Origin of the sequence: Streptomyces aquilus, assembly GCF_003955715.1 — a bacterium.
In the GTDB taxonomy this organism is placed as follows: domain Bacteria; phylum Actinomycetota; class Actinomycetes; order Streptomycetales; family Streptomycetaceae; genus Streptomyces; species Streptomyces aquilus.
Genome location: NZ_CP034463.1, coordinates 9,648,661 through 9,672,548, shown reverse-complemented (window position 1 = coordinate 9,672,548; position 23,888 = coordinate 9,648,661). Strand labels below are relative to the sequence as shown.

The 23,888-nt window shown below is 68.8% G+C and carries 18 protein-coding genes and 2 pseudogenes; 11 read left to right on the top strand and 9 right to left on the bottom strand.

The features are described from left to right. Positions 1-398 precede the first annotated feature (398 nt). From EJC51_RS48975 to EJC51_RS44275, 3 genes and pseudogenes are all read left to right on the top strand, one after another. Positions 399-1,265 (top strand): annotated as a pseudogene (locus EJC51_RS48975) (RICIN domain-containing protein); the annotation flags it as partial. Between the two features lie 105 nt (positions 1,266-1,370). Beyond that, positions 1,371-1,994 (top strand): SGNH/GDSL hydrolase family protein, encoded by a 624-nt coding sequence (locus EJC51_RS49645; RefSeq protein ID WP_425276853.1) that lies wholly within the window; start codon positions 1,371-1,373, stop codon positions 1,992-1,994. Between the two features lie 238 nt (positions 1,995-2,232). Next, entirely contained in the window at positions 2,233-3,333 is a 1,101-nt protein-coding gene (locus EJC51_RS44275; protein ID WP_279631408.1) for an SGNH/GDSL hydrolase family protein, read from the top strand. 102 nt (positions 3,334-3,435) lie between these two features. Here EJC51_RS44275 and EJC51_RS49305 read toward each other — a convergent pair. Next, positions 3,436-3,775: pseudogene (locus tag EJC51_RS49305) on the bottom strand (transposase); the annotation flags it as partial. On the opposite strand from EJC51_RS49305, the gene EJC51_RS44270 reads away from it, so the two are divergent. Then, the gene (locus EJC51_RS44270; RefSeq protein WP_279631449.1) at positions 3,692-4,630 is read left to right on the top strand and encodes a glycoside hydrolase family 3 protein; all 939 of its coding nucleotides are present in this window, start codon (positions 3,692-3,694) and stop codon (positions 4,628-4,630) included. The pseudogene EJC51_RS49305 and the gene EJC51_RS44270 overlap by 84 nt on opposite strands. Before the next feature lie 190 nt (positions 4,631-4,820). Then, the gene (locus EJC51_RS44265) at positions 4,821-5,744 is read left to right on the top strand and encodes a hypothetical protein (protein ID WP_126276286.1); all 924 of its coding nucleotides are present in this window, start codon (positions 4,821-4,823) and stop codon (positions 5,742-5,744) included. Positions 5,745-5,841: 97 nt separating this feature from the next. On the opposite strand, the gene EJC51_RS44260 is transcribed toward EJC51_RS44265, so the two are convergent. After that, entirely contained in the window at positions 5,842-6,360 is a 519-nt protein-coding gene (locus tag EJC51_RS44260) for a DUF2231 domain-containing protein (RefSeq protein WP_126276285.1), read from the bottom strand. 1,310 nt (positions 6,361-7,670) lie between these two features. Here EJC51_RS44260 and EJC51_RS44255 point away from each other — a divergent pair. Then, positions 7,671-8,129: a Crp/Fnr family transcriptional regulator gene (locus EJC51_RS44255; RefSeq protein ID WP_126276284.1), complete on the top strand. Its 459-nt coding sequence runs from the start codon at positions 7,671-7,673 to the stop codon at positions 8,127-8,129. Between the two features lie 282 nt (positions 8,130-8,411). Continuing rightward, complete coding sequence (locus EJC51_RS44250) at positions 8,412-9,098, top strand: DUF4389 domain-containing protein (protein WP_126276283.1); 687 nt, start codon at positions 8,412-8,414, stop codon at positions 9,096-9,098. A 133-nt stretch (positions 9,099-9,231) separates the two neighbouring features. Here EJC51_RS44250 and EJC51_RS44245 read toward each other — a convergent pair whose 3' ends face one another. The 6 genes from EJC51_RS44245 to EJC51_RS44220 form a co-directional block, all read right to left on the bottom strand. Continuing rightward, entirely contained in the window at positions 9,232-9,798 is a 567-nt protein-coding gene (locus EJC51_RS44245) for a hypothetical protein (RefSeq protein ID WP_126276282.1), read from the bottom strand. A gap of 3 nt (positions 9,799-9,801) precedes the next feature. Then, on the bottom strand, positions 9,802-11,466 hold the full coding sequence (gene ctaD / locus EJC51_RS44240) for an aa3-type cytochrome oxidase subunit I (protein ID WP_244363531.1): 1,665 nt from the start codon (positions 11,464-11,466) through the stop codon (positions 9,802-9,804). A gap of 232 nt (positions 11,467-11,698) precedes the next feature. Beyond that, positions 11,699-12,367, bottom strand: coding sequence for a vitamin K epoxide reductase family protein (locus tag EJC51_RS44235; RefSeq protein ID WP_126276280.1), 669 nt, complete (start codon positions 12,365-12,367; stop codon positions 11,699-11,701). Positions 12,368-12,433: 66 nt separating this feature from the next. Further along, entirely contained in the window at positions 12,434-12,952 is a 519-nt protein-coding gene (locus EJC51_RS44230; RefSeq protein ID WP_126276279.1) for a hypothetical protein, read from the bottom strand. Positions 12,953-13,350: 398 nt separating this feature from the next. Further along, positions 13,351-14,109, bottom strand: a complete 759-nt coding sequence (locus EJC51_RS44225; protein ID WP_126276278.1) for an SDR family oxidoreductase — start codon at positions 14,107-14,109, stop codon at positions 13,351-13,353. A 157-nt stretch (positions 14,110-14,266) separates the two neighbouring features. Then, a complete protein-coding gene (locus EJC51_RS44220) occupies positions 14,267-15,172 on the bottom strand; it encodes an AraC family transcriptional regulator (protein ID WP_126276277.1) in 906 nt (301 codons plus the stop codon). A gap of 144 nt (positions 15,173-15,316) precedes the next feature. Here EJC51_RS44220 and EJC51_RS44215 point away from each other — a divergent pair, with 144 nt between their 5' ends. Together EJC51_RS44215 and EJC51_RS44210 are read left to right on the top strand one after the other, a co-directional pair. Further along, a complete protein-coding gene (locus tag EJC51_RS44215; RefSeq protein ID WP_126276276.1) occupies positions 15,317-15,634 on the top strand; it encodes a putative quinol monooxygenase in 318 nt (105 codons plus the stop codon). Between the two features lie 65 nt (positions 15,635-15,699). Further along, on the top strand, positions 15,700-16,653 hold the full coding sequence (locus EJC51_RS44210) for an alpha/beta hydrolase (protein WP_126276275.1): 954 nt from the start codon (positions 15,700-15,702) through the stop codon (positions 16,651-16,653). Positions 16,654-17,396: 743 nt separating this feature from the next. Here EJC51_RS44210 and EJC51_RS44205 read toward each other — a convergent pair. Continuing rightward, entirely contained in the window at positions 17,397-18,194 is a 798-nt protein-coding gene (locus EJC51_RS44205) for a FadR/GntR family transcriptional regulator (protein WP_126276274.1), read from the bottom strand. Between the two features lie 474 nt (positions 18,195-18,668). Between EJC51_RS44205 and EJC51_RS44200 the strand changes: the two genes are divergently transcribed. Both EJC51_RS44200 and EJC51_RS44195 read left to right on the top strand, forming a co-directional pair. Next, positions 18,669-21,779, top strand: a complete 3,111-nt coding sequence (locus tag EJC51_RS44200; RefSeq protein WP_126276273.1) for an RICIN domain-containing protein — start codon at positions 18,669-18,671, stop codon at positions 21,777-21,779. A 21-nt stretch (positions 21,780-21,800) separates the two neighbouring features. Further along, on the top strand, positions 21,801-23,852 hold the full coding sequence (locus tag EJC51_RS44195) for a family 43 glycosylhydrolase (RefSeq protein WP_126276272.1): 2,052 nt from the start codon (positions 21,801-21,803) through the stop codon (positions 23,850-23,852). Positions 23,853-23,888: the final 36 nt, after the last annotated feature.

Genomic DNA, 23,888 nt, shown 5'->3' with positions numbered 1-23,888 from the left:
TCGTGGCAGGACACACAGGTCCGGCTGGCCGTCATGGCAGGTCGTCCAGCCGGGTGGAATCCGTACGGCCGAGACGGCATCGCGCCCCCTCGGCCGCGTCGGAGGCAAGACGTCCCGGACGCGCGACCGCACAACGCGGAGTTGACCTGCCGCCCCGCCGGCCGTCGCGTTCACCGCCTGCGCACGGTGTCCCCGGCCTCGCGGGGCACGGCGTGAACCTGCGTCACCGTCCCAAGGCGCCGGGAAGGGACACCGGTTCACGACCTGCCCGGAAAGAGTTTCCGGCTCGAGGCAACCCTTTGCGGTGCCTGTGACCACAAGGAGTCGGATCCGGCCGGTCCCGGTAGCCGCGATCCGCTTTTCCCTCGGTGAACGGTATACAAGGAGAGCACCTCCCCATGAAGAACCCCACGCACCGCGGCCGCCGCGGGCGTCACCGCCGCCGCTGGACCGCCACCGCTCTGCTGCTCGGCGTGCCCGCTGCCGTCGTGCCGTATCTCCTGTTCGCGCAGGAGGACTCGCAGGCCGCGACGGTCGACGGCGACGCCTACTACCGGCTGGTCTCCGTGCGCAGCGGCAAGGTGCTGGACGTCAAGAGCTTCTCGACCGCCGACGGCACCCGTATCCAGCAGTACGCCGACCAGAGCACCGCCAACCAGCAGTGGAAGCTGAAGGACGCCGGGGACGGCTACTACGAGCTGGTGAACCGCAACAGCGGCAAGGTGCTTGGCATAGCGGGCAATTCGACCGCCAAGGCGGCCGCCGCCGAGCAGCAGACCGACAGTTCGGCCACCTCGCAGGAGTGGCGGATCGACGAGGTGAGCGGTTCCGACGCCGTCACCCTCACCTCCCGCAGGAGCGGCCAGGTCCTGGACGTCTCCGGAGGCTCCACGGCCCAGGGCGCGGCGGTCATCCAGTACCCGGGCCACGGCGGCGCCAACCAGCAGTGGAAGCTGGTCCGTGCCACCGGGGTCCCCGACCAGGCGCACACCGCCGGGGTCCTCGCCCAGGTGCACACCGCCGGGCGGGTCAAGGATCTCGGAAACACCGTGCAGTACAGCTGGCCCGGCGTGTATTTCGAGGGCCGTGTCAGGGGTACCGGCGTGGGCATCGTGCTCAACGACTCGGCAGCCGATTACGACGTCCAGGTCGACGGAACCACCGTCGCCACCCTCGTCACGCCCGGCAACACCACCCACTGGGTCAACGGCCTGTCGAACAGCACGCACACCGTCCGGCTCGTCAAGCGCAACGACACCCCGGGCAGCACCAGCACCTTCGGAGGCTTCGTCGCCGCGTCCGGCGGGGCCGTACTGAGCAAGCCGGCCGCCCGCAATCGCCAGATCGAGTTCATCGGCGACTCCCTCACAGTGGGCTACGGCAACCTCTCGAACTCGCGCACCTGCACCGGGGACCAGCTCAGGCGCAAGACCAACTCCGACGTGAGCTACGGCGCCCTGACCGCCCGGCAGCTGAACGCCGACTACCAGATCAACGGCTACTCGGGCCGGGGCATGGTCCGCAACTACAACGGAGGCACACCGGACGTCAACTACCGGACCTTCTACGACCGCGCCCTGCTGAACGTGGCGGGCGACGTCTGGCAGAACCCGGGCACCTGGCGCCCCCAGGTCGTGGTGATCAACCTCGGCACCAACGACTTCTCGACCGCCATCAAACCCGGTGAGCAGTGGACGCCGGACAACTTCGCGGCCACCTACCGCGACGCCTACGTCGGCTTCGTCCAGAAGCTGCGCACGCGCTACGGGGCCGACACGACCATCGTCGCGGTCGGCGCAGGCCAGTACGCGAGCCATGTCCAGCAAGTGGTGAGAGCACGCAACGACGCGGGCGACAGCCGGGTCCGCTACTGGTCCCTCGACGACTCCGGCCTGGACTTCCTCGGCTGCGACTGGCACTACTCGGCCCACGACGACCGGCTCATCGCCGACCGGCTCACCCCGTTCATCGCCGCCCTGCCGACGGGCTGGTGAAGCACCCACAGCCCAGGCCCGCTCGAACGCGGCATTGCCGACGCTCGCGTCGTAAGAGGCGCTCCACCACCACACCGTTCTGCCAACAACGTCAGGGACAACCGACGTCAACGGCCCCGCGCGATGCCCTCCGGCACCGCGCGGCGCCCGAGTCACCGTCCCCCACGGCCGCCCCCGTCCCAATACCCCCCGTTAATTCAGCACTCACTCACCGTCACGAGAGGACGCCCGCATGAAAATGCCTTTGCCTCTGTCTCTCCTCATGCTCGTCACCGCCGCGCTCGGGGTGACAGCGGCGGGCGTGACCCCCGCCTCCGCCGCCTCGACCACGCCCTTGCGGGTCATGCCGATCGGCGACTCGATAACGTGGGGTGTGGGAAGCAGCACAGGCAACGGCTACCGGGCTCCGTTGTGGGACAAGCTCTCGACGGACGGCCATCCGCTGGACTTCGTGGGCACGGGGCGGGCCGGTTCGATGTCCGACCCCGACAACGAGGGTCACTCCGGCTACAAGATCCACCAGGTCTCCGCACTCACCGACGCCTCGCTGACCAGATACCGGCCCAACGTCGTGACTCTGATGATCGGCACCAACGACCTCAACGAGGTCTACCAGGTCTCCACCGCGACCGACCGGCTGCGGTCGCTGGTCAACCAGATCACCGCCGACGTCCCCGACGCGACCGTCCTCGTGGCCTCCCTGGTCGTGTCCACCAGTGGCTCGGAGGAGCTGTACCGTCCCGCGTACAACCAGGCCATCCCCCAGATCGTGCGGGACGCCCAGGCCGCGGGCAAGCGCGTCGCGTACGTGGACATGAGCAGCCTGACCACGGCCGACCTGGCCGACGGCCTGCATCCCAACGACTCGGGTTACCGGAAGATGGCGGACGCCTTCCACCGCGGCATCCAGACCGCGGACAGTGCCGGGTGGCTGAAGAACCCCGCCCCCGCCCCCGCCCGCGTCCAGTCCGACCTGGGCGGCAAGTGCCTGGACGTCAATGGCGCCGGCACCGCCGACGGGACCGCCGTCCAGATCTGGAGCTGCGCCGGGAGCATCAACCAGTACTGGTCCGCCTACACCGACGGCACCCTGCGCTCCATGGGCAAGTGCCTGGAGGCCTCCGGCTGGGGCACGGCCAACGGCACCAAGGTGCAGATCTGGTCCTGCAACGGCGGCGCCAACCAGGTCTGGCAGCCCTACGACGGCGGCTACCGCAACCCCGCCTCCGGCCGCTGCCTCGACATTCCGGGCTTCTCCACGACCGACGGCACGCAGCTCCAACTGTGGGACTGCCACGGCGGCTCCAACCAGAAGTGGACCACTCTGGCCGCCGGATGACCCCCGCTGCCGGGGACCAGAGCCCTCACGGCTCCGGTCCCCGGCAGCACGCACCAGGTCAGGGGGCACTCGCGCGGCATGGGCTGCCGTGGAAGACCTGGGCCGGTCAGCAGACGTGTTGGCGTCTGGACGCAGCCATGGCGAGACATCCACCGCCAGCACGAGGCGACCGTCCGCCGCCCTCGGCAACGGCACCGCGACCAGGACCCGACACAGCCGGACGACATCGATCCGTCCACGGTTGAGTCCGCCGCACAAAAGCCCCGTCCCCACTACGGTGTTCCGGCGCGAGCGCCGGTTCGACCAGCGTCCGCACCGGCCCGTCGGTGCACAGCAGGGCGTCGCACAACTCGAGTACATCGCCCTCATCGGTCCGTGCGCCGACGACGGCAACGCCTTCTTCGGCTGCTACTCCTTCCCCAACCGCGTCCTGCCCCACCATCCCGGCCACGGCAACGGCATCGAGGCCCACACACTCCTGGACGCCCTGGCCACGGAGCTGTCGGGCACCCTCATCGCCTACGAACAGGGCTGCCCCGTCAAGGACGTCGACCGCAGCAGCATCGACGCGGCCGTGGCGGCGGCCCGGCAGGCGGACGTCTGCATCGCGATGGTCGGCGAACGTGCCGCTCTCTTCGGCCTCGGCACCTCCGGCGAGGGCTGCGATGTGAAGGACCTCTCGCTGCCGGGGGTCCAGGGCGACCTGGTCGAGGCCCTGCTGGCCACCAGTACTCCGGTCGTCCTGCTCGTCGTCTCCGGCCGCCCGTACGCGCTGGGCGCCCGCACCGACCGCGCCGCCGCCGTCATCCAGGCCTGCTTCCCCGGCGAGGAGGGCGGCCCGGCCCTCGCCGGGGTGCTCTCCGGACGGATCAACCCCTCCGCCAAGCTGCGGTGCAGATCCCGCGGACCTCAGGCGGCCAGCCCGGCACGTATCTGCACGCCCCGCTCGGCAGCAACACCCAGGGCGCCAGCAGCCTCGACCCCCCGCCCACCCCCTTCGGGCACGGGCTGTCGTGCAGCGGATCCCGTCGCCCAACTTCCGTGCCCGATGATCCAGTTGACCGCCTTCACCCGAGCGCACCTGGCGCCCGCCGAAGAACGTCGGGTCACCTGCCGCCAGCACGCCGACCGGCCCGGTCCGCCGGGTCGGACACACTCGAGGACCGCACACACCAGCAGCCTCGCCCAAGGCACCCTCCCCTGCTCCCAACCCCCTCCGTCAGGGCCGGCCTCGACAGAGAGAGCGGATTGCGTGGGTTCGACTGTCTTCCCGGCTCCAAAAAACCGCCCGCCATGAGCTTGAAGTTGTGGTGAACTCGCAAAAATTTGACGGGGGTTGTGGAAGAGGACAAGAATTCGAGTCGCTCACTGCGTCTGAAGTGAGCCAAGTGACGTGAGTGGCTTACCCCCGGACTTCTTGGTCTCCGCATACGTAGGCCCACTCGCGCCCATCCACCTCCCACACCCCCGATCCACAGAGGCAGATCTTGACGCGCTCCCCTCGCTCCAGAACCTCGGCCGCCCTCGCCGCAAGCGCTCTCTTCGCCTGCGCCACCCCCCTGCTCGGGGCCGCTTCCGCGCACGCCACGACAGCGGGCGGCTGCCAGTCCGCCACCGTGCAGTACCGCATCGTCGACGCAGGCGGAAACCCGGTCGGCGCCGACTGGACCTCTCAGGGCGGCTTCCACCAGTGGGACGCCGCCCCCGGCACGGTCGAGGTGCGCCTGGCCCCGGGACAGACGGTCGGCGACGACTGCAAGTACCCGGTGTCGCTGGCCGAATACACCACCGAAGGTTCCAACTGGTACACCTCCGGCCACCAGACCCTCGTCGACCACGCCACCGTGTACCTCACCTCCGCCGACGTCGCGGACTCAGGCAACGGCAAGCACTCCTGGCAGAAGCTGACGGTGAAGACGCCCGACTGCTACGGGCAGATCGACCTGTACGGCGACGACATCATCTACGACGGCAAGACGGAGGACGGCCACGGCCCCGCCCCGTACCAGCCCGACAACGTCGTCACCCCGTACCACCTCATCGCCGCGTGGAACGGCGGGGAGAAGGCCTGCACTCCCGACAAGCCCAACTCCCCCACGCCGACGCCCTCGGAGTCGACGCCGGACACCCCGAGCACGCCGCCCACCAGCCAGCCGCCCGCCGAGGAGACCACTCCCCCCGCCACGCCCACGAAGCCGTCCACCGAGACCACCCCGCCCACCACCCCGGACGTCCCGCCGATGGAGTCGACACCGCCGACCACCCCGACGCCCTCGCCCAGCGACAGCACCCCGCCCCTGGCCGAGACCGGCTCCAGCGCACCGGTCGGCCTGATAGCCGGCGGTGCCGCCGCAGTCATCGCCCTCGGCGCCGGCGCGATCTACACGACCCGCCGCACCCGCCGCTCATAACCACCGTCGCAGGGCAAGGCGTCACACCGTAGGACATCCGACAGCTCCGCCGCACCCACACCTGGGCGGCGGAGCTGCCACAACACCGGGGTGTGGGTCAGTCAGCGTCCCCGTCACCGTCCGACGCAGTCTTCGAGAAGCCGTCGTGCCACGCCGCCTTCGCCCCCGAATCGCCGATACGGTACACGTCCACGGCAGCACCCACAGCCACGACGAGCGACAGAACTGCAACCGCGACACGCACCGCAGCCGCCGACCGACCTGAGCGGCGCGAGGCGCCTGACCCGGTCGATTCCCGGCGGCGGGCTGCCCACCAGACGAAGACTGCCAGAACGAACAGGCCTCCGACCCAGGGCAGCAGGCCGTCGCCCAGGGTGGCATGCCGACGCACCAGCGCATCGTCGGCAACGTGTTCCTCAAGCCACTCCCCGGCCTCTGTGGCCAGCGGAACGCTCACGAGAGTGACCAGAGCCAGCAGGGGCAGCACGATGCCCATGCGCTGTGCCACGCTCGGCCTGACCGCGCAGACCGCGAGTGCCAGCGCGGTCAGGGGAACCAGTACGACGACGAAATGCACGAGCAAAACGTGCGCGGGCAGACCGTTGATCAGGCCCATGGGAGTTCCTCCAGCAGGTTGGTCACGCGTGATGTGTCGGCGGCGCGCCAGCCTGGCACAGGAACTTCTCAGCTTCTTCTGAGAACCAGAACGGCAGGTCGGGGCGACGTCTCCTCCGAGCCGTTGAACTGTGCAAGGCTCAACCGGTTAGGGCTGGTTGACCCTCTTTGCATGGACCGGTGGACCCCTCTTTGCCGTGGTGCGGAATGTGAGGATGGAAGTAGGCGAAGGCGCGCCTTCGCCCTCGATGCGGCGGGCGGCGCGCGGTGGTGATGGTTCCCCTCGATTTCGCCGCCGCGTGCGGGTGCCCGCCGGGGAAGCCACGGCGGGGTCGGTGCCACCGTGGCTGCGGCCGGGAGCCGGCGGGAGAGCACCGGCTGTGCGTCCGTGCGGCACAGACCGCGCGGACGCTCCCGGCACGCGTGTGTGTGCAGGGCGGCCGCCGCCGGTGGTCGGCGACAGCGGCGACGGCCACCGGCGCGAGAGCCCCGCGCAGCTCCCCTGGTGCACGAGGTCCTCGCGCGCGGATCGTCCTCACGGGCCCTGGGGCGTGCGGGAGTTCGCCCCAGCTCGAACCGGCCGCGAGGACGAGGGGACCGGGGCTCGCGGGATCGTTCGCGTCGATTGCGGGCCCTGGTGTCCCTGCTGGTTCGGTTGTCCTGGGGGCCCGGGGGCTGGGGGCCGCAGCCAGGTTGTTTGGTTGGCCACCAGAGAAGCGCCTGGCTTGTCTGTTCGAATCCTAGAGGGCGTCAGGCGCGTGGCGACAGCACGTGATTCGGCCTGCCCGCACGGTCGCCTGCGCCGGCGTCATATGACGTGCTACGCGGCGTCCGACGCCTTGCGTCAGGCCGCCTGGAGAGCGAAGTCCGGCCGCGGAGCCGCTGCGTCGTCACGTGCCTGGTGACGGGTCAGCACGCCCGTCGTTCAGGTGCCGGGACGGCAGGTGTTCGGCACGGGCGGGACGCTACGGGTGACCGCCCCTGCCGAACACCTGCAATTCCCGGGCCCAACGGCCCACCTGTCGGGACCGGGCAGTCCGTGGCGCCCCAGTCGTCCCGCGCCCACGCTGATGGCAACGGCCCTCTCGGCTGCCGGAGGGAAACGATGACAGCAAGTCACACAACCGCCGTCCGGGACAGGACGAGGTCCGACGCCATGGCCCGAACCTGAGCCCTCACCGCCCCGCGACGAACTGACGTCAGCCCAACGGAACCGGACGCCCCGGCATTCAGAAAAAGCTGCCGCGGACTCGCACACCAACTCGGCACCCGATTGGGCCGCAGCTAACGCGAACGAAGGGAAGAGGAACGATGACCTCTATCACCCTCATGGACTCGATCCTCCCGGCCGAGCACCGGGAGCGGTTGATGGGCATCGCCCGCGAGGTCTCCTTCGACACGGGCACCCGCCTGTTCGAGGAGGGCCGGCGAGCCGACCGGCTGTGGATCGTGCGGACCGGTGTCGTCGCCCTCGATCTGTACGTGCCCGGTCGTCGGTCACCCGTCATCGAATCGCTCGGGCACGGTGAACTGATCGGCTGGTCCTGGCATTTCCCGCCCTACGTCTGGCAGTTCGGCGCGCAGGTCACGCATCCAGTACGGGCCTGGGAGTTCGACGCGCTCGCCGTGCGGGAGATGTGCGCCGCCGACCCGGAGTTCGGCCGAGCGGTCGCGGTCTGGGTCGGCCGAGTGGTCGCCCACCGGCTGCACGCGGCCCGCGTCCGACTTCTCGACCTGTACGGTCTCCATGGCAGTGGCAACCACTCATGACGGACAGCGCCTCCTGATGTCCGTGTCAGGCAGGCTCCGGCAGGCGTCCGAGGCGCTCGACGGCGCACTCCGTCCACACTGCTCCTGGGCGGCCCGTTCCAGCGCGGGGAACCACTGACGGCACCCCGGGGACACCCGTCTGTCGCGTTCGCCGAACATATCCGGGACCGATGGCCCGGCGTTCGCCCCCGGTCGGCCCTCGTGGCCGCGTCGGCCCGGCCGTCACGCTGGTGACGGGCCCTGTCCGAGGGCGTTGGCCGCGCGATGAAGGAGCTGATCGCCATGACAACCCTGGCAGGATTCACGGACCGTCCGGTCCGGGTCGTCGCGGTGCTCGACACTCCACTGTCGCGATGGCTGTGGCTGGTGAAGTGGATCCTCGTGATCCCGCACTACGTGGTGCTGGTCTTCCTCTGGATCGGCTTCGCCCTGGTGAGCGTCATCGCGTTCTTCGGCATCCTGTTCACCGGGCGCTACCCACGCTCGCTGTTCGACTACAACCTGGGTGTGCTGCGCTGGAGCTGGCGGGTCGCCTTCTACTCGTACAACGCCCTGGGCACCGACCGCTACCCGCCCTTCAGCCTGGGTGAGGAGCCGGAATATCCCGCCCGGCTGGACATCGCCTACCCCGAGCGCCTCTCGCGCGGTCTGGTGCTGGTGAAGTGGTGGCTGCTGGCGATCCCGCACTACGTCGTCATCGGCTTCTTCCTCGGCGGCTTCCGTCTCGGCTGGTGGTCCGGCGGACTCGTCTCCGTGCTGACCGTCATCGCCGGCGTGACCCTGGCCGTCACCCAGAAGTACCCCCGGAGCCTGTTCGACCTGGTCCTGGGCCTGAACCGGTGGGTCCTGCGGGTCGCCGCCTACGCCGCGCTGATGACGGACACGTATCCGCCGTTCCGGCTGGACATGGGCGGCTCTGAACCGGCGGAGGCGACACAGCAGCGAGCCGACGGTGAGACGCCGTCTTGACCATTCCCGGGTCTCCATCCGCTTCCGGCATCCGTCTGGTCGCGCCGGAAGCGGCGTTCGTCCTCGCGGCCACACAGACATCGCGCCTCACAGACCAGCTCTCGCTGCGCCCCTCGGGGAGCCGGCAACCCCCCTACCTGGGGGGTCGCGTACGGTCCCTCGTGGTGTGGTGGCGGGCCATGTGGGCGTACACGGCGGCGAGGATGAGGAAGACACCGAGGACGGCGGCAGGGGCAGTGGTGGCCGCCAGCCTCCGCCACCCGTCGTCCGGCCCGGCGGCCATGAGAAGGGCCTTCGCGATGAGGGCGCCAACCACCCCGGCGGCGACCAGGGCGGCGAAGGCGGGCTCCGTACGGACCTGCGACCGGCCGTGCCGCGGCGGGGTGGGTTCCAGAGTCGACCAGTGACGGGCGACCTCCCGTGCCTCGACCCGGTGTTGCGCTGCGGCACGGACCCGGAGCACGGCGGTGCCGACGGCGCCCGCCGCGGCCGCCGCGCACGACACCGGCCAGATCACGTCCGCGAGGAGCAGCAGCGCCACGGTCCCTGCCGTGATCCAGCCCGTCAGACACGCCTCGGCCGCCGTTCGGCGGAAGCGGGGGCGGTCGTCTCCCGCGCGCAGGTCGGCGAGGGCCGGCAGATACCAGACGCAGCCGGAAACGGTCACCAGTGCGATGCCGAGCCCCAGAAGACAGGTCACGGTTCAGCCCGCCGTGTCGAGTTCGGCGGTCTCGGGGTGGTGCAGGTCGAACGCCGGGGACTCGGACCGGATCCGGGGCAGGGTGCGGAAGTTGTGGCGCGGCGGCGGGCAGGAGGTGGCCCATTCCAGCGAGCGGCCGTAGCCCCACGGGTCGTCGACCTCGACCTTCTTACCGTACTTGGCGGTCTTCCAGACGTTGTAGAGGAACGGCAGGACCGACAGCCCCAGCAGGAAGGCCCCGATCGTGGACAGGGAGTTGAGGGCCGTGAAGCCGTCGGCGGCCAGGTAGTCGGCGTAGCGGCGCGGCATGCCCTCGGCGCCCAGCCAGTGCTGGACGAGGAAGGTGAGGTGGAAGCCGGCCGTGAGCGTCCAGAAGGTGATCTTCCCGAGCCGTTCGTCGAGCATCTTGCCGGTGAACTTGGGCCACCAGAAGTGGAATCCGGCGAACATCGCGTACACAACCGTGCCAAACACCGTGTAGTGGAAGTGCGCGACGACGAAGTAGGAGTCGGAGAGATGGAAGTCCATCGGCGGTGAGGCCAGGATCACGCCGGTCAGGCCGCCGAACAGGAAGGTGATCAGGAAGCCCGTGGTCCACAGCATCGGCGTCTCGAAGGACAGCGAGCCCTTCCACATCGTGCCGATCCAGTTGAAGAACTTCACGCCGGTCGGCACCGCGATCAGGAACGTCATGAAGGAGAAGAAGGGCAGCAGTACGCCGCCGGTGACGTACATGTGGTGCGCCCACACGGTCACCGACAGACCGGCGATGGCGATGGTGGCCCCGATGAGCCCCATGTAGCCGAACATCGGCTTGCGGGCGAAGACCGGGATCACCTCGGAGACGATCCCGAAGAACGGCAGCGCCAGGATGTACACCTCGGGGTGCCCGAAGAACCAGAACAGGTGCTGCCACAGCAGCGCTCCGCCGTTGGCCGCGTCGAAGACCTGGGCGCCGAACTCACGGTCCGCCTCCAGCGCGAAGAGCGCGGCTGCCAGCACCGGGAAGACGATCAGGACCAGGAGTGCGGTCAGCAACACGTTCCAGGTGAAGATCGGCATCCGGAACATGGTCATACCGGGGGCTCGCATACAGATGATCGTGGTGATGAAGTTGACGGCTCCGAGGATCGAGCCGAAGCCGGACAGCGCCACCCCCATGATCCACAGATCGGCCCCGAGTCCCGGCGAGTGGACGGCGTCGGAGAGCGGCGCGTACAGGAACCAGCCGAAGTCGGCGGCTCCGCCCGGGGTGAGGAAACCGAACGCGGCGATCGACGAGCCGAAGAGGAACAGCCAGTAGGCCAGCATGTTCAGCCGGGGGAAGGCGACGTCCGGCGCGCCGATCTGCAGCGGCATGATCCAGTTGGCGAACCCGGTGAACAGCGGCATCGCGAACATCAGCAGCATGATCGAGCCGTGCATGGTGAACGCCTGGTTGAACTGCTCGCCGGACATGATCTGCAGTCCGGGCCTGGCGAGTTCGGCGCGCATCATCAGGGCCATGACGCCGCCGACGATGAAGAAGGCGAACGCGGAGATCAGGTACATCGTCCCGATCTTCTTGTGGTCGGTGGTCGTCAGCCACTCCACCCACGCCGGCCGGGTGGCCCGTCCTGCCGCCACTGCGGCCGTGGTGACCTCGGAGCTCGGCCGTACGGTCTCCATCTGATCCATCTGTGCCTCGTCCACCGGACGGTGTCCTCCCCATCGCGCAGGTGTCGTCGACGGGCCGGGAAGTGCTGTGGGTACGGGAACGGACCTGGCCCTTCCCGGCCGCCGCCTCATGATCTGCGGTGGGCCATGGGGTGCGGATAGGGCCGAACAGTCCCTGTGGAGGCCCGTGTTCTGGGCCCAACGGTCCCTCTTCGCCAGCCCGGACGCGGTGGGCCGCACCGCTTCAGAGCACTGTCTGCCAGTAGTCCCACCAGCGGGTGGCGATGAGCATGACGATGCTCAGGTACCAGGCGGTCGGCACCGCCCAGTGGAACTCCCGCACCCCGGCGACCAGAACGCGCGGAGCCCGGATGACGCCGTGCCGGAGGTTGTGCACGGTGACGTACCAGAACATCGCGATGGTGACCGCCCAGGCCAGGCAGCACCACAGGCACAGCGCGCCGATCTCGTACAGCGCCTGCGTCATCAGCCACATGCAGAAGCCCGCGCCGAGCAACGTGCCGGCGTTCAGTCCGAGCCAGAACCAGCGCCGGAAGCGCGCCCCGGCCAGCAGGGCGAGGCCGACGGCGGCGACGACCGGGTAAGTAAGCAGGCCCAGCAGCGGGTTGGGGAACCCGAACACGCCTGCCTGGTCACTGCGCATCACGTTCGAGCAGGACAGCACCGGACTCAGGTTGCACGAGGGCGCGAAGTCCGGGTCCTGAAGGAGCTGGAACTTGTCGATGGTGATCACGAAGGAGGCGAGGATCCCGAGGGCGCCGGTGACGATCAGGAGCCAGGCGAAGAGGCGGGAGGCGCCGATGGTGCTCTCCGTTACGGGCTTCGCCCGTTGGCCGCCTTTCCCGGCTCGGGCGTCGAAGTCGTGCACGGTGGGGGTGGTACTGCTGGTCATGGGAAAGGTTCCGCCTCGATGGTGTCCGGGTGGGCCGGGGCCGCGCCGGGTTATGAGCAGGGGACGTCACGCGGTCGGCAGCCGCGGTGGGGTGCGCGGCGTGCCGGGTATCGCTTGCCGCGCGGCTCCCTCCGGCCACAGCACCTCGACCGGAAGGCCCCGGGCCCTGGCGTAAGCCACCAAGTGGGCGGTGGCATCACGGCCGTTGGACGGTGAGCCGTCCCAGACGGCCAACAGGCGCCGGCAGCCCGCGATGATCCGCTCGTCCGCGCCGACGCAGGCGTCGCGGACGGCCGGGTCGTACGCCAGCAGGCGCACCTGCTCGGCGAGGCACAGCAGTTCACCGACGGCCGTCCGGTCATCCGCCGACGACACCGTGGGCGCCGTCCCCGGTGCGGGCATCACCACGATCAGTTCCCGACCCTCGGCACGCACGGCCCGTCCGACGGCGACCGGCGCCCCGGCGCCCGCCCGCACCACCACCGGCATCCGCCGGGGCAACCGCTGCAGTACCGGCCCGAGTTCGACCTCCACCAGCTTCAGTGCCCCTGGGGTCAGATCGGCGTGGCCCACCGTCGCGATCATCTCTCCGCTCGCTTCCTCGCCGTACGGCGTTCTCGTACGGCGTTGCTCTCCCTGATGCCGTTTGATCAGTGAAGTCGGCGCGTCCGAGGGGCGACAAGGGCCGAATGGCCCCGGCGAGCTCTGGTCGACGCCGGGCACGAGAGGCATCGGCCGGTCCGGTGCAAGAGAGCCCAGGGGGTGCGGTGAGCAAGGAGACGGGGCGGGTGAAGGGCCGCACGGTGAAAGGCCGAACGCCCGCTCGACGTGTGCGGGCGGGCGCGCGGGAGGTGGATCAGCGGGACGTCAGGCGGCGGGACGGTTCAGGGGGCTGCCCAGCTTGAGGCGCGGGCCTCGGTCACATCAATGAGCCGCCCTGGCCAGGGCACAGAGGCCACAGGGAATCACGTGCCCGCGTGGGGTCACTTCGCCTGGGCGAGCCGGACTGCGTCGGGGCCGGCCGGGAAGCGCAGCTGGCCGGTCGTGTCGTGCACGGCTCGCCAGACGGTTTCGGCGACATCGCTCTCCTTGGTGAACAGGTCCTGCGCCGTGAAGTCGACCATGGCCTTTTGCGCCCATGGCGCGTAGGGCGCCGGGATCAGTTCGTCCAGCGGTGCCCCACTCGCCGCCTTGGCTGCGTTGGCTGCGAAGTTCGTCGTCAGGCAGGCGCCCGGCTCGACGGTCTTCGCCTGGACGCCGAAGGGAGCGAGTTCGAGCGCGAGGGACGCGGTGAACCCTTCGACGGCCATCTTGCTCGCCTTGTAGACGGCTGTGAGCGGCATGTGGCCCAGTACCACGCTGGAGGTCACGTTGATCACCACCCCGGAGCCGCGCTCACGGAACTGGGGCAGCACCGCTTGTGTCACCGCCATCACTCCGAAGGTGTTGGTTTCGAAAACTTCCCGCACCCGGGCCATGGCGGTGCCCTCGAACACGCCCATCGACGGGACGCCCGCGTTGTTGACCAGGACGTCGACGGGTCCCGCCGCCTCCAGCGCGGCCGTGATGCTCGCGGGCTCGGTCACGTCGAGTTGGACGACGCGCAGCCGGTCCGACTCGGGCAGGACGCCCTTACGGGGAGTGCGCATCGTGGCGATGACGTTCCACCCCTGCGCGTGGAAGTGGACGGCGGTCGCCCGGCCGTATCCGGACGACGTACCCGTGATCAGAACGGTCTTCATGTGTGCCTCTCAGCGATGTGACGGGAGGTGCGGAGCATGTGCGCTTTCCTGCTCCGCTGTAGAACTGCCAATCCCATTGGACCGCTCTGACCTGCGAAAACGATAGAACTATCCTAGCTTCCCCTTGCCTGATCCTCCTGCGCGGTTGCCTTGCCGCTCAGGGCAGGACGCCGGTGGGGGCGCGCACGGTCTCGCGCAGCCGCATTGCGTCCCGGCTGGGCGGCGCGCCGAACTGACGGCGGTACTCCCGGCTGAACTGGGAGGGGTTGTCATAGCCGACGCGCTGGCCGACTCCGGTGACGTCGCCTGGGTGCGTGGCAAGCAGCAGCCGGGCCTCCTGAAGCCGGATCTGCTTCTGGAACTGGATAGGGCTCATCGCGGTCACCGCCTGGAAGTTGCGGTAGAAGGCAGAGGCGCTCAAGCCCGACATCCGGGCCACGTCCTCGACACGGAAGGGCTGCGCGTAGTTCTCGCGGATCCAGCGCACGGCCCGGGAGACATGGCTGAGGCTGCTGTCGGCGAGGCCGAGCTGGCGGACCGTCGCCCCCTGCTCGCTGGTGATGAGCCGCCAGAGGATCTCGCGTTTGATGAGTGGTGCGAGTACGGCCCGGTCGCGGGGCTCGTCGAGCAGTCGTAGGAGCCGGACCACCGCGTCGAGCAGCGCGGGCGGGGCATCGCTGACGACGATCGCCGAGGGCGCGCCCGTGCCGGTGCGCGGGGTGTCTCCGGGGCCGGCCTGGAGAAGCAGCTCGGCGACGGCGGACGGGTCCAGCGTGAGTCCGAAGCCGAGGGCCGGCTCTTCGGGGGCGGCCTGGGTGAACTGTCCGGTGACGGGCAGGTCGACGGACGCGACCAGGAACTGCCCGGGACCGTACTCGTAGACCCGGTCGCCGAGAGCGAGTCGTTTGGCGCCCTGCGCGATGACCGCGAGCACCATGCCGGTCATGGACGGGGCCGGCGGGTCGGGGCGGTCGACCTTGGAGACGAGGACGCCGTCGATGGCGGTGGTCCATCCCGGCCCGGCGTGCCGGGCGAGCAGAGTTCGGAGCTCTTCGAGAGGCATGAGGCCATTGCAGCACCCTGGTGGGCCACAGCTCCCGCACTCGCGAGGATGGTGCAAGTGCAGGAGAGCATCGTTCTAACGTTTCCGCAGGTCAGACCGGTTGAATGGAATCACCGCACTCCACCGCTGACCGAGAGGAAGACCATGAGCGCCACGTACGGCTTCAGCGTCACCCTGACCGCCAAGCCCGCGACCGCGGACCGGTTGGTCCACCTGCTGTTGTCCGGTCTGAACGAGGGCAACCCCGGCGCGAGCGAGCACTGCGTCGCCTACCTCGTCTCCCGCTCCGCGTCCGACCCCGACGTCGTCCACGTCATCGAGGGTTGGACCAGCGAGGAGGACCACCACCGGATCTTCGCCGGTGAGGCCGCCCAGGCCATCGTGGCGCAGATCGACCCGCTGCTGGCCAGGGAGCCCGAGTACACCGATCACGTCCCCCTCGGCGGCAAAGCCACCCTGTGAACCCGCGATCGGCCGTCCCCGCCCGCTCCCCCCGCCTGTCCTCCACCTTGCGAAAGACGACGACCATGACCATGGCACGCCCTTCCCTGGACCCCGAACTGCGTGAACTCCTGGCCGACATGCCTCTCATGTCCGAGCTCACGCCGGAAGTTCTCGCCCAACTGCGCCAACTCCCCTCGACGCCGCTCGACTCCCTGCTCGCACACCGGCAGGTCGACCGGCGCGAGGTCACCGTGCCGGCCAAGGACGGTGACCCGATCCCTCTGTCGGTCCTCAGTCCCTCGCCCGCCGCGCGCCGCACCACCGCCCCTTGCGTCTACTGGATGCACGGCGGCGGGATGGTCATGGGCGACCGCTTCTCCCAGATCGACATCCCGCTGGAGTGGCTCGACCGGTTGGGCGCGGTCGTGGTCTCCGTCGACTACCGGCTCGCGCCGGAGGCCACCGGTACGGTCCCGGTCGACGACTGCTACCAAGGACTGCTGTGGGTCGCCGAACACGCCGCCGAACTGGGCATCGACCCCGCCAGGATCATCGTCGCGGGCGTCAGCGCGGGAGGGGGCCTCGCGGCCGGCGTGAGTCTGCTGGCCCGCGACCTCGGCGGCCCCGCGATCGCCGCGCAGATGCTCATCTGCCCCATGCTCGACCATCGCAACGCATCCACCTCCAGCCGCCAGTACTCCGGCACACCCGGCGTCTGGACCAGCGAGATGAACGCGTTCGGATGGCGCTCGCTCATCGGTGACCTCACCGACGCCGAGGTCTCCCCCTACATGTCGCCTGCCTTGGCCCAGGACCTCTCCAACCTGCCGAGCACCTACATCGACACCGGCTCCGCCGAGGTCTTCCGCGACGAGGACACCGACTATGCCACGCGCATCTGGGCGGCCGGCGGCCAGGCCGAACTCCACGTCTGGGCGGGCGGCTTCCACGGCTTCGACGCCCTCTGCCCACAAGCCCGCATCTCCACCACGGCCCGCCGCACCCGCACCGACTGGCTCACACGGCTCCTGCGCTGAACCCGCGCCCCCCATACGCGTGGTGATCATGAGCGCGGTCGGCGAACGCCGCGAATCGGTCATGTCCGCGTCGGTCCATGAGCCCATCGCCCGGTTCCCGCCGGTCCCCTACCGGAGACTGCGAGAGTCCACCCGCGCCTGGTCATGCCGCAGCCAGTGGGCCGGCCGCGCGTCCTCGGCCAGCAGCCTGACACTGCGCTGATGGTGTCCGTCGTCGTCACGTTGCCGACGAACGGCGACTCCAGGACGAGCTGTACCAGGACGAGGGCAGCTCGTCCTGGTCCTGGACGTATCCCGCCCACCGCGGTCTGAGCGATCACAAGGACGACGTCCACGCCACCAGAGCCGACGGCGACCCGGCCACCGTCACCTTCACCGGTACCGGGGTCAGCCTCGTCACCGAGACCAACTCCGACGAGGGCACCATCGCGGTCTCCCGCGAACGGCGCCTCCCAGGGCACCGTCAACGCGTCCTCCGCGAGCCGCCATTCCCAGCAGACCGTCTACTCCGTCAGCGACCTGCCCTTCGGACGGCACACCCTCACCCTGACCAGGACGGGAGGCAGTTGGCTGGTCATCGACCGATACGACGTACGGTGACGCTCCACCGCAGGCCGTGTCGCGGCCGCCTGCGCCGGGTCCCGCGGTGCAGGCGGCTGTCGGGCACGCGAGTGGCTCTCACGCGCGGTCTCGGCCTCGGGGGCTCCGCCGTGCACTTCATCTGAGCGGGAGCCGAACTCGAGCTATCCGAACAGGCGCCGCTGGATCTCCCGCCGGTAGTCCTCCAGGGTCCTGTCGAGATGTGCCGCCGTAGCCTCGGCCGCCTCGTCGGGCCGGCCGTCGCGAATGGCCCGGTAGATCACCTCATGTTCCACGACCGCGGACTCGGTACCTTCACCGAGCGTGTCATGGATCCCGATCGCGCTGGACTGCCGCTGCAGTCGTCGCGCGTCACGCACCGCGCTGACGAGGAAGGCATTGTGCGAGGCCGTGGCCACAGCCCCGTGGAAGGCCTCGTCCGCCTCGTTGAACTCGTCGACCTGACCATGGACGAAGCCGTGCCGGCACCGCTGCATGGCCACCTCGATGGTCCGCAGCTCCGCGGGCGTGGCACGGGTGGCGGCCAGACTGCTCGCGGCCATCTCCTGAACCCTGCGGAACTCGAACAACATGAACACGTGATCGAGGTCGACCGGGCGGAAGAAGCCGCCCCAGCGGCTGGTGATGAGCATGCCCTCGTCGTCCGCGACGAACAGTCCACGCCCCTTGTGCGCCCGGACCCGGCCGAGCGCCGAGAGGATCTTCACGGCCTCCCGTACCACGGTCCTGCTGGTGTTCAGCCTCTGGGCCAGATCGTTCTCCGTGGGCATCCGGTCGCCCGCCACCAGACGCGACTCGGCGATGAACTCGAGAATCCGCTCCGCCACAACCTCGTAGGTGGGCCGGTACCCAGGCCGAGCGTCCGCGCCGCTCACCGTCACTGCCGCAGCGGGAGAGACCTGCGTCGGCAACGCGACTTCGGGCGCCGGTGTGTCGTTCATGTGACCTGCCTTCGGGATGACAGCTGCGAGGCCGGTTGATCGATGGGGAGCCGTGTCTCATCGTACCCCGATACCTGATGAGTAGTATTCATTTCGCGCAAGCCTCAACACAGAGTTGCAGTAAAAATAGCGGCCTATAAAGCGGTATAGGGAGTTATGACCCCTGCTGATATGCGGCACCAGCCGCAGCACATACGGAAGAAGGCCGCTCAAACCCTTGACGGCCCCCTCCATAAGACGCCTAATTTCTTCCGCGACAGCAAGCGGCATGGTCGTCCGGTCGGCCGGTCGCGAACCTCGCGGGCAGCTGGAGCTGAGCCGCCACCGAGATCCAGGCGGTGCTGCCCGGCACCGCGACCGTCTTCTACCGCCAACGCTCGTGCTGAAGACCGTGTCACCCCACTGACAACACCTCCGGAGCCGCCGCATGAACGCAATCCCGACTGCCCGCAACCTCCGCAGGAGGGGCAGACGTTGAAGCCTGCCGCCTCTCCCACCCGCACGATTTCAGCAGCACTCGCGACGGCTCTCTCCGCGGTGCTGCTGACCTCCCTCGCGACACCGTCCCCGGCCTCGGCCGCGACCCAGGCGACGTACTACGTCGCTCCCGACGGCGACGACGCCAACGCCGGGACGATTTCCGCACCGTTCAAGACGTTGCAGCACGCCCGGGACGTCGTGCGCACGGTCAACGACAACATGACCGGAGACATCAACGTCTATCTCCGCGGCGGCACTTACCCGGTGAGCAGCACCATCGGCTTCACGTCGGCGGACTCCGGCACCAAGGGCCACCATGTCGTGTACGCCGCCTACCCGGGAGAGAAGCCGGTCCTGGACGGAGGCGTTCAGGTGACCGGCTGGACCCAGCACAGCGGGAACATCTGGAAGGCCACCCTCGACCGGGACGACAAGCTCCGTGCGCTCTACGTGAACGGCGAGCGTGCCGAGATGGCCTCGAAGACCATCAACTCGGCTGGATGTTATGGGACTTACACCGTGACGGCCGGCCAGGCCCCCTGGGCCTGGGAGTCGGGTTCGCAGTGCGACGGGGCCAAGTACAGCCTCTCCGACCTGCCCGCCGTCACCTCCAACCAGGACGACGTCGAGATCAAGTCGGCGACGACTTGGACCACGGCCATCGTGGGCGTCCGTCAGATCACCACCAGTTCGGACGGCGCCAACCGCGTGGCCCTGTTCCAGCAGCCGGGTGCGGCGATCGCTCAGGCGCCGCCGTACGGCCCGTTCAAAGCGAGCGGCAGCCATACGTTCATGAACGCGTACGAATTCCTGGACCAGCCGGGCGAGTTCTACTTCGACAGGACGAAGCACACGCTCTATTACTACAAGTCCAGTTCCGAGGACATGACGTCGGCGGATGTCTTCGCGCCGAACCACGTGTCCACTCTCCTGAAGGTCGCCGGTACGTCCACGACCAACCACGCCCGGAACATCACGTTCTCCGGGCTCACGGTCGAGCACTCCGACTGGAACCTGGTCAAGGTCGCGGGCTCCGTCTTCCGGCAGGGAACGCAGGGCAACGCCGACTCGACCGTGTACGCGCGGCAGAACTTCCACGCGTACACCTACCGCAATGTCGACCTGCCGCCCGCGGCCGTCCAGATCGAGAACGCCAACGGGATCGTCCTGTCACGCAACACCGTTCAGCACACCGGCGCCGACGGCATCACCCTCGCCAACGACGTGACCGACTCGCAGCTGACCGGCAACGTCACGAACGACGTCGCCGGATCCGCCCTCACCGTGGGACACCCGCAGCACGTGTACATCGGTGACTACACCTCGACCAACAACGAGAAGTACCCGGTGAGCGTCGAGGGACTCTGCAAGAACATATCGATCACGGACAACTACCTCCACGACAGTGCCGTGTTGTTCGAGGCGTCGAGTCCCGTGTCGGCGTACTTCGTGGACTCCCTGTCCGTGCAGCACAACCGGATCGAGAAGTCCCCGTGGGCGGGCATCACCCTCGGCTGGGGATGGTGGAACTTCGACGGTTCGACGAACTCCGTCAATCCCGGGAACCCGACCACCACGGCCAGGAACAACACGATCAAGTACAACGAGATCTTCGACACGATGCAGGTGCTCGGCGACTCCGCACCCATCTACACGCTGGGCAGCCAACCGGGAACGGAGATCAGCAACAACTACATCAAGGGCGTTCCGGCCGGCCACAAGTACGGCCTGCACCCCGATGAAGGCTCCGCCTTCATCAACGAACACGACAACGTCCTCGACGTGGACCCGAACGTCGCGTACACCATCAACTCCGGCACCTGGGGCCGACAGCACGACCTCACCCTCACCAACAACTACGGCACCCTCAACAAGATCTTCAGCAAGAGCGTCCCGAACAGCACCATTCAGGACGTGCGCGCGTACCCGGACAAGGTGTGGCCGTCGCAGGCGTACGGCATCGCCGTGAACGCGGGCCTCGAAGGCGCCTACCAGGACCTCGTCCCCCGCAGCAACCTGGGTCTGCAGGACTACGCCCTGCCCGCCAGCACGTTCACCGGCAAGGGCGTGTCGTTCGTCCCCGTCCGCCCCCTCGGTGACGCGACCAGGACGCTGTGGCTGGCTCCGGCCGGTACGACGACGTTCGCCGTCGGCCCCACCATGACGAAGGCGGCCGGAACCGCGACAACCATCGCCGTTCCGCCGAAGCCCGGTGACTACCGCCTCTACGTCGTGGACGCCCAGGGGAACGCCTCCGCCGCGTCGAAGTCGTTCGTCCGGCAGCGATGGACCTACGTCGACGACAAGGACTCCGTCCTCACCTACTCCTCCCCCTGGTCGAACTGGAACGACTCCAGGGACTTCAAGGGATCCGAGAGCTACACCAACAGGGCGGGCGACTCCGTCCAGTACTCCTTCACCGGCTCGGGCGTTCGGTACCTCGGCATGACGCAGCCGAACATGGGCAAGGTCGACGTCTACATCGACGGCACCCTGGCGCAGTCGGGCATCGACGCCTATGCCTCGACGGTGACGAAGCAGGTCTTGCTGTTCGAGAAGACGGATCTCGCCGCGGGTCCCCACACCATCAAGGTCGTGTGCACCGGAACGAAGAACACGGCCTCTTCCAACACCGTCTGCGCCCTGGACGCGTTCGCCGCCCTCCCCTTTCCCACCCCGAGCGTGCTCTACAAGGTCCTCAACAAGAACAGCGGCAAGACGATCGACGTCTCGGGCGCATCGACCGCGGCAGCGGCGAACGTCATCCAGTGGAACGACACCGCGGCGCAGAACCAGCGCTGGCTGTCGTTCCCGGTCGGTGACGGCAGCTACGAGATCGTCAACCAGAACAGCGGGCAACTGCTGGACGTCAGCGGTGCTTCCACCGCCGACGACGCGACCGTCGTCCAGCAGCCCGACAACAACGCCGCGAGCCAGCACTGGACCCTGGTGGCCGCCGGAAACGGCTACTACAAGATCAAGAATGCGAACAGCGGCAAGCTGCTCGCGGTGTCCGGCTCCTCCACAGCAGCAGGCGCCCAGCTCGTGCAGACGACCGACACGAACGCCGACAGCCAGCTGTGGCAAGCCGTGAGCGCGGACTGACTCCCCTCAAGGACGGACATCGTGGACATCACCAGAAGACAGCTCGGCCGGCTCGCCGTGGTCGGCACCGGGGCTCTCCTGCTGCCGGGGCTGCTGCCCGCCGGCAGGGCCGCGGCAGCCGTGCCTCCCGCCGGCACGTGGGGGGACCAAGGCGACGGCTCCTACGTCAACCCCGTCCTCCCGGGCGACTTCAGCGACTGGGACTGCATCCGGGTCGGCACCGACTACTACGGCATCACCAGCACGTTCGGGTACTCGCCCGGCGTGGCCGTGCTGCACTCGAAGGATCTGGTCAACTGGCGCACGCTGGGCGGCGCGGTCAGTGATGTGACCCAGATCGGCCCCCTGCTGAACTGGGACCGGATGAACCGCTACGGCCGTGGCGTGTGGGCCGGGGCCATCCGCTTCCACGCGGGCCGGTACTGGGTGTACTTCAACACTCCCGACGAAGGCTTCTTCATGACCTCGGCCGCCTCGCCGGAAGGGCCGTGGGATCCGCCGACGGCGGTGTGGCGGACCTCCGGCTGGGACGACCCGTGCCCGTTCTGGGACGACGACGGCCAGGGCTACCTGGTCACCTCGCACTACTCGGACGGTTACAAGATCAACCTGTTCAAGCTGTCCGAGGACGGCAAGTCGCTGGTCGGCTCTCCCACCGTCATCCACCAGTCGCCGGGCAGCGAGGCCAACAAGCTGTACAAGATCAACGGCGTCTACTACCACCTGTACAGCGAGGTGAAGTCCGAGGGCCGGGTGCTGATGATGAACCGCGGCTCCAACCTCTACGGCCCCTACGAGACCAAACAGCTCGAACACGTCAACGCCTCGGTGGACCGCGAGCCCAACCAGGGCGGGCTCGTGCAAACCCCGGACGGCACCTGGTACTTCGTGACCCATCACGGCCACGGCGACTGGGAGGGGCGGCCGCTGTCGCTGCTGCCGGTGACCTGGGTGGACGGCTGGCCGATCCTGGGCCAGGTGGGCGCGGACGGCATCGGCACCATGGTGTGGACGGGCAAGGTGCCCGCCGGCGGCACGCCCGGTCTGCCGGTCGACGTCCTGCCCCCCGTGGTGACCAGCGACCTGTTCACCGGCACCAGCATCAAGCCGCAGTGGGAGTGGTACTACCAGCCGCGCGCGGGCTATTGGTCGCTGACCGAACGCCCCGGCTACCTGCGGCTGAAGGCGTTCGCGCCGCTGGCGGCCGACAACCTGACCAAGGTCGGCAACTCCCTCACCCAGCGGGTGCTGCGCACGGCGGGCGGCGCGACGGTGACGGTCCGCCTGGAACTGGCCGGCCTCGCAGACGGCCAGCACGCCGGGCTGTGCCACTACGCGGCCACCTACGCCGGGTTGGGCGTGCGGCGCTGGGGGACCACCACCACGATCGCGCACAACTCCGGCGGCACCCTGACCGACGGCCCGGTGATCGCGCATAACGCCGTGTGGCTGCGCACCACTTGGGACGTCAACGGGGTCAGCCAGTTCTCCTACAGCCTCGACGGCGCCACATACACGGCCTTCGGCGGCACCTACCAACTCACCTGGGGTGGATACCGCGGTGACCGGGTCGGCCTCTACACGTACAACCCCAACAACACCGGCTACGTCGACTTCGACTCGGTGCAGTACACGATCGCACCCACCAGGGCCTACAAGTGCGTCAGTGTGCGCAGCGGCAAGGTCGCCGACGTGTCCGGCGGTTCCCAGGCGGACGGTGCCGTCGTGATCCAGTGGCCCGACAAGGGCGTACCGAACCAGCAGTGGGCCTTCCAGTCCACGGGCGACGGCTTCCACACCATCATGTGCGTCAACAGCGGCAAGGTCCTCGACGTGGCGGGGTCCTCGACGGCGGACGGCGCCCGAGTCGTGCAGCTGCCCGCCGACGGCCGGGCCAGCCAGCAGTGGCAGCTGCGTCCCGTGACCGGTGGCGTGTTCCTCGTGGTCAACCGCAACAGCGGCAAGGTCCTCGACGTCAGCGGAGGCAGTACGGCCGACGGTGCCGCGCTGATCCAGTACTCCGACAGGGGCAGCACCAACCAGCAGTGGACCTTCTCCCGCGTCACCGGCTAGTTCACAGGCGGCGGGGCCGGAGAGCCCATGGCTTTC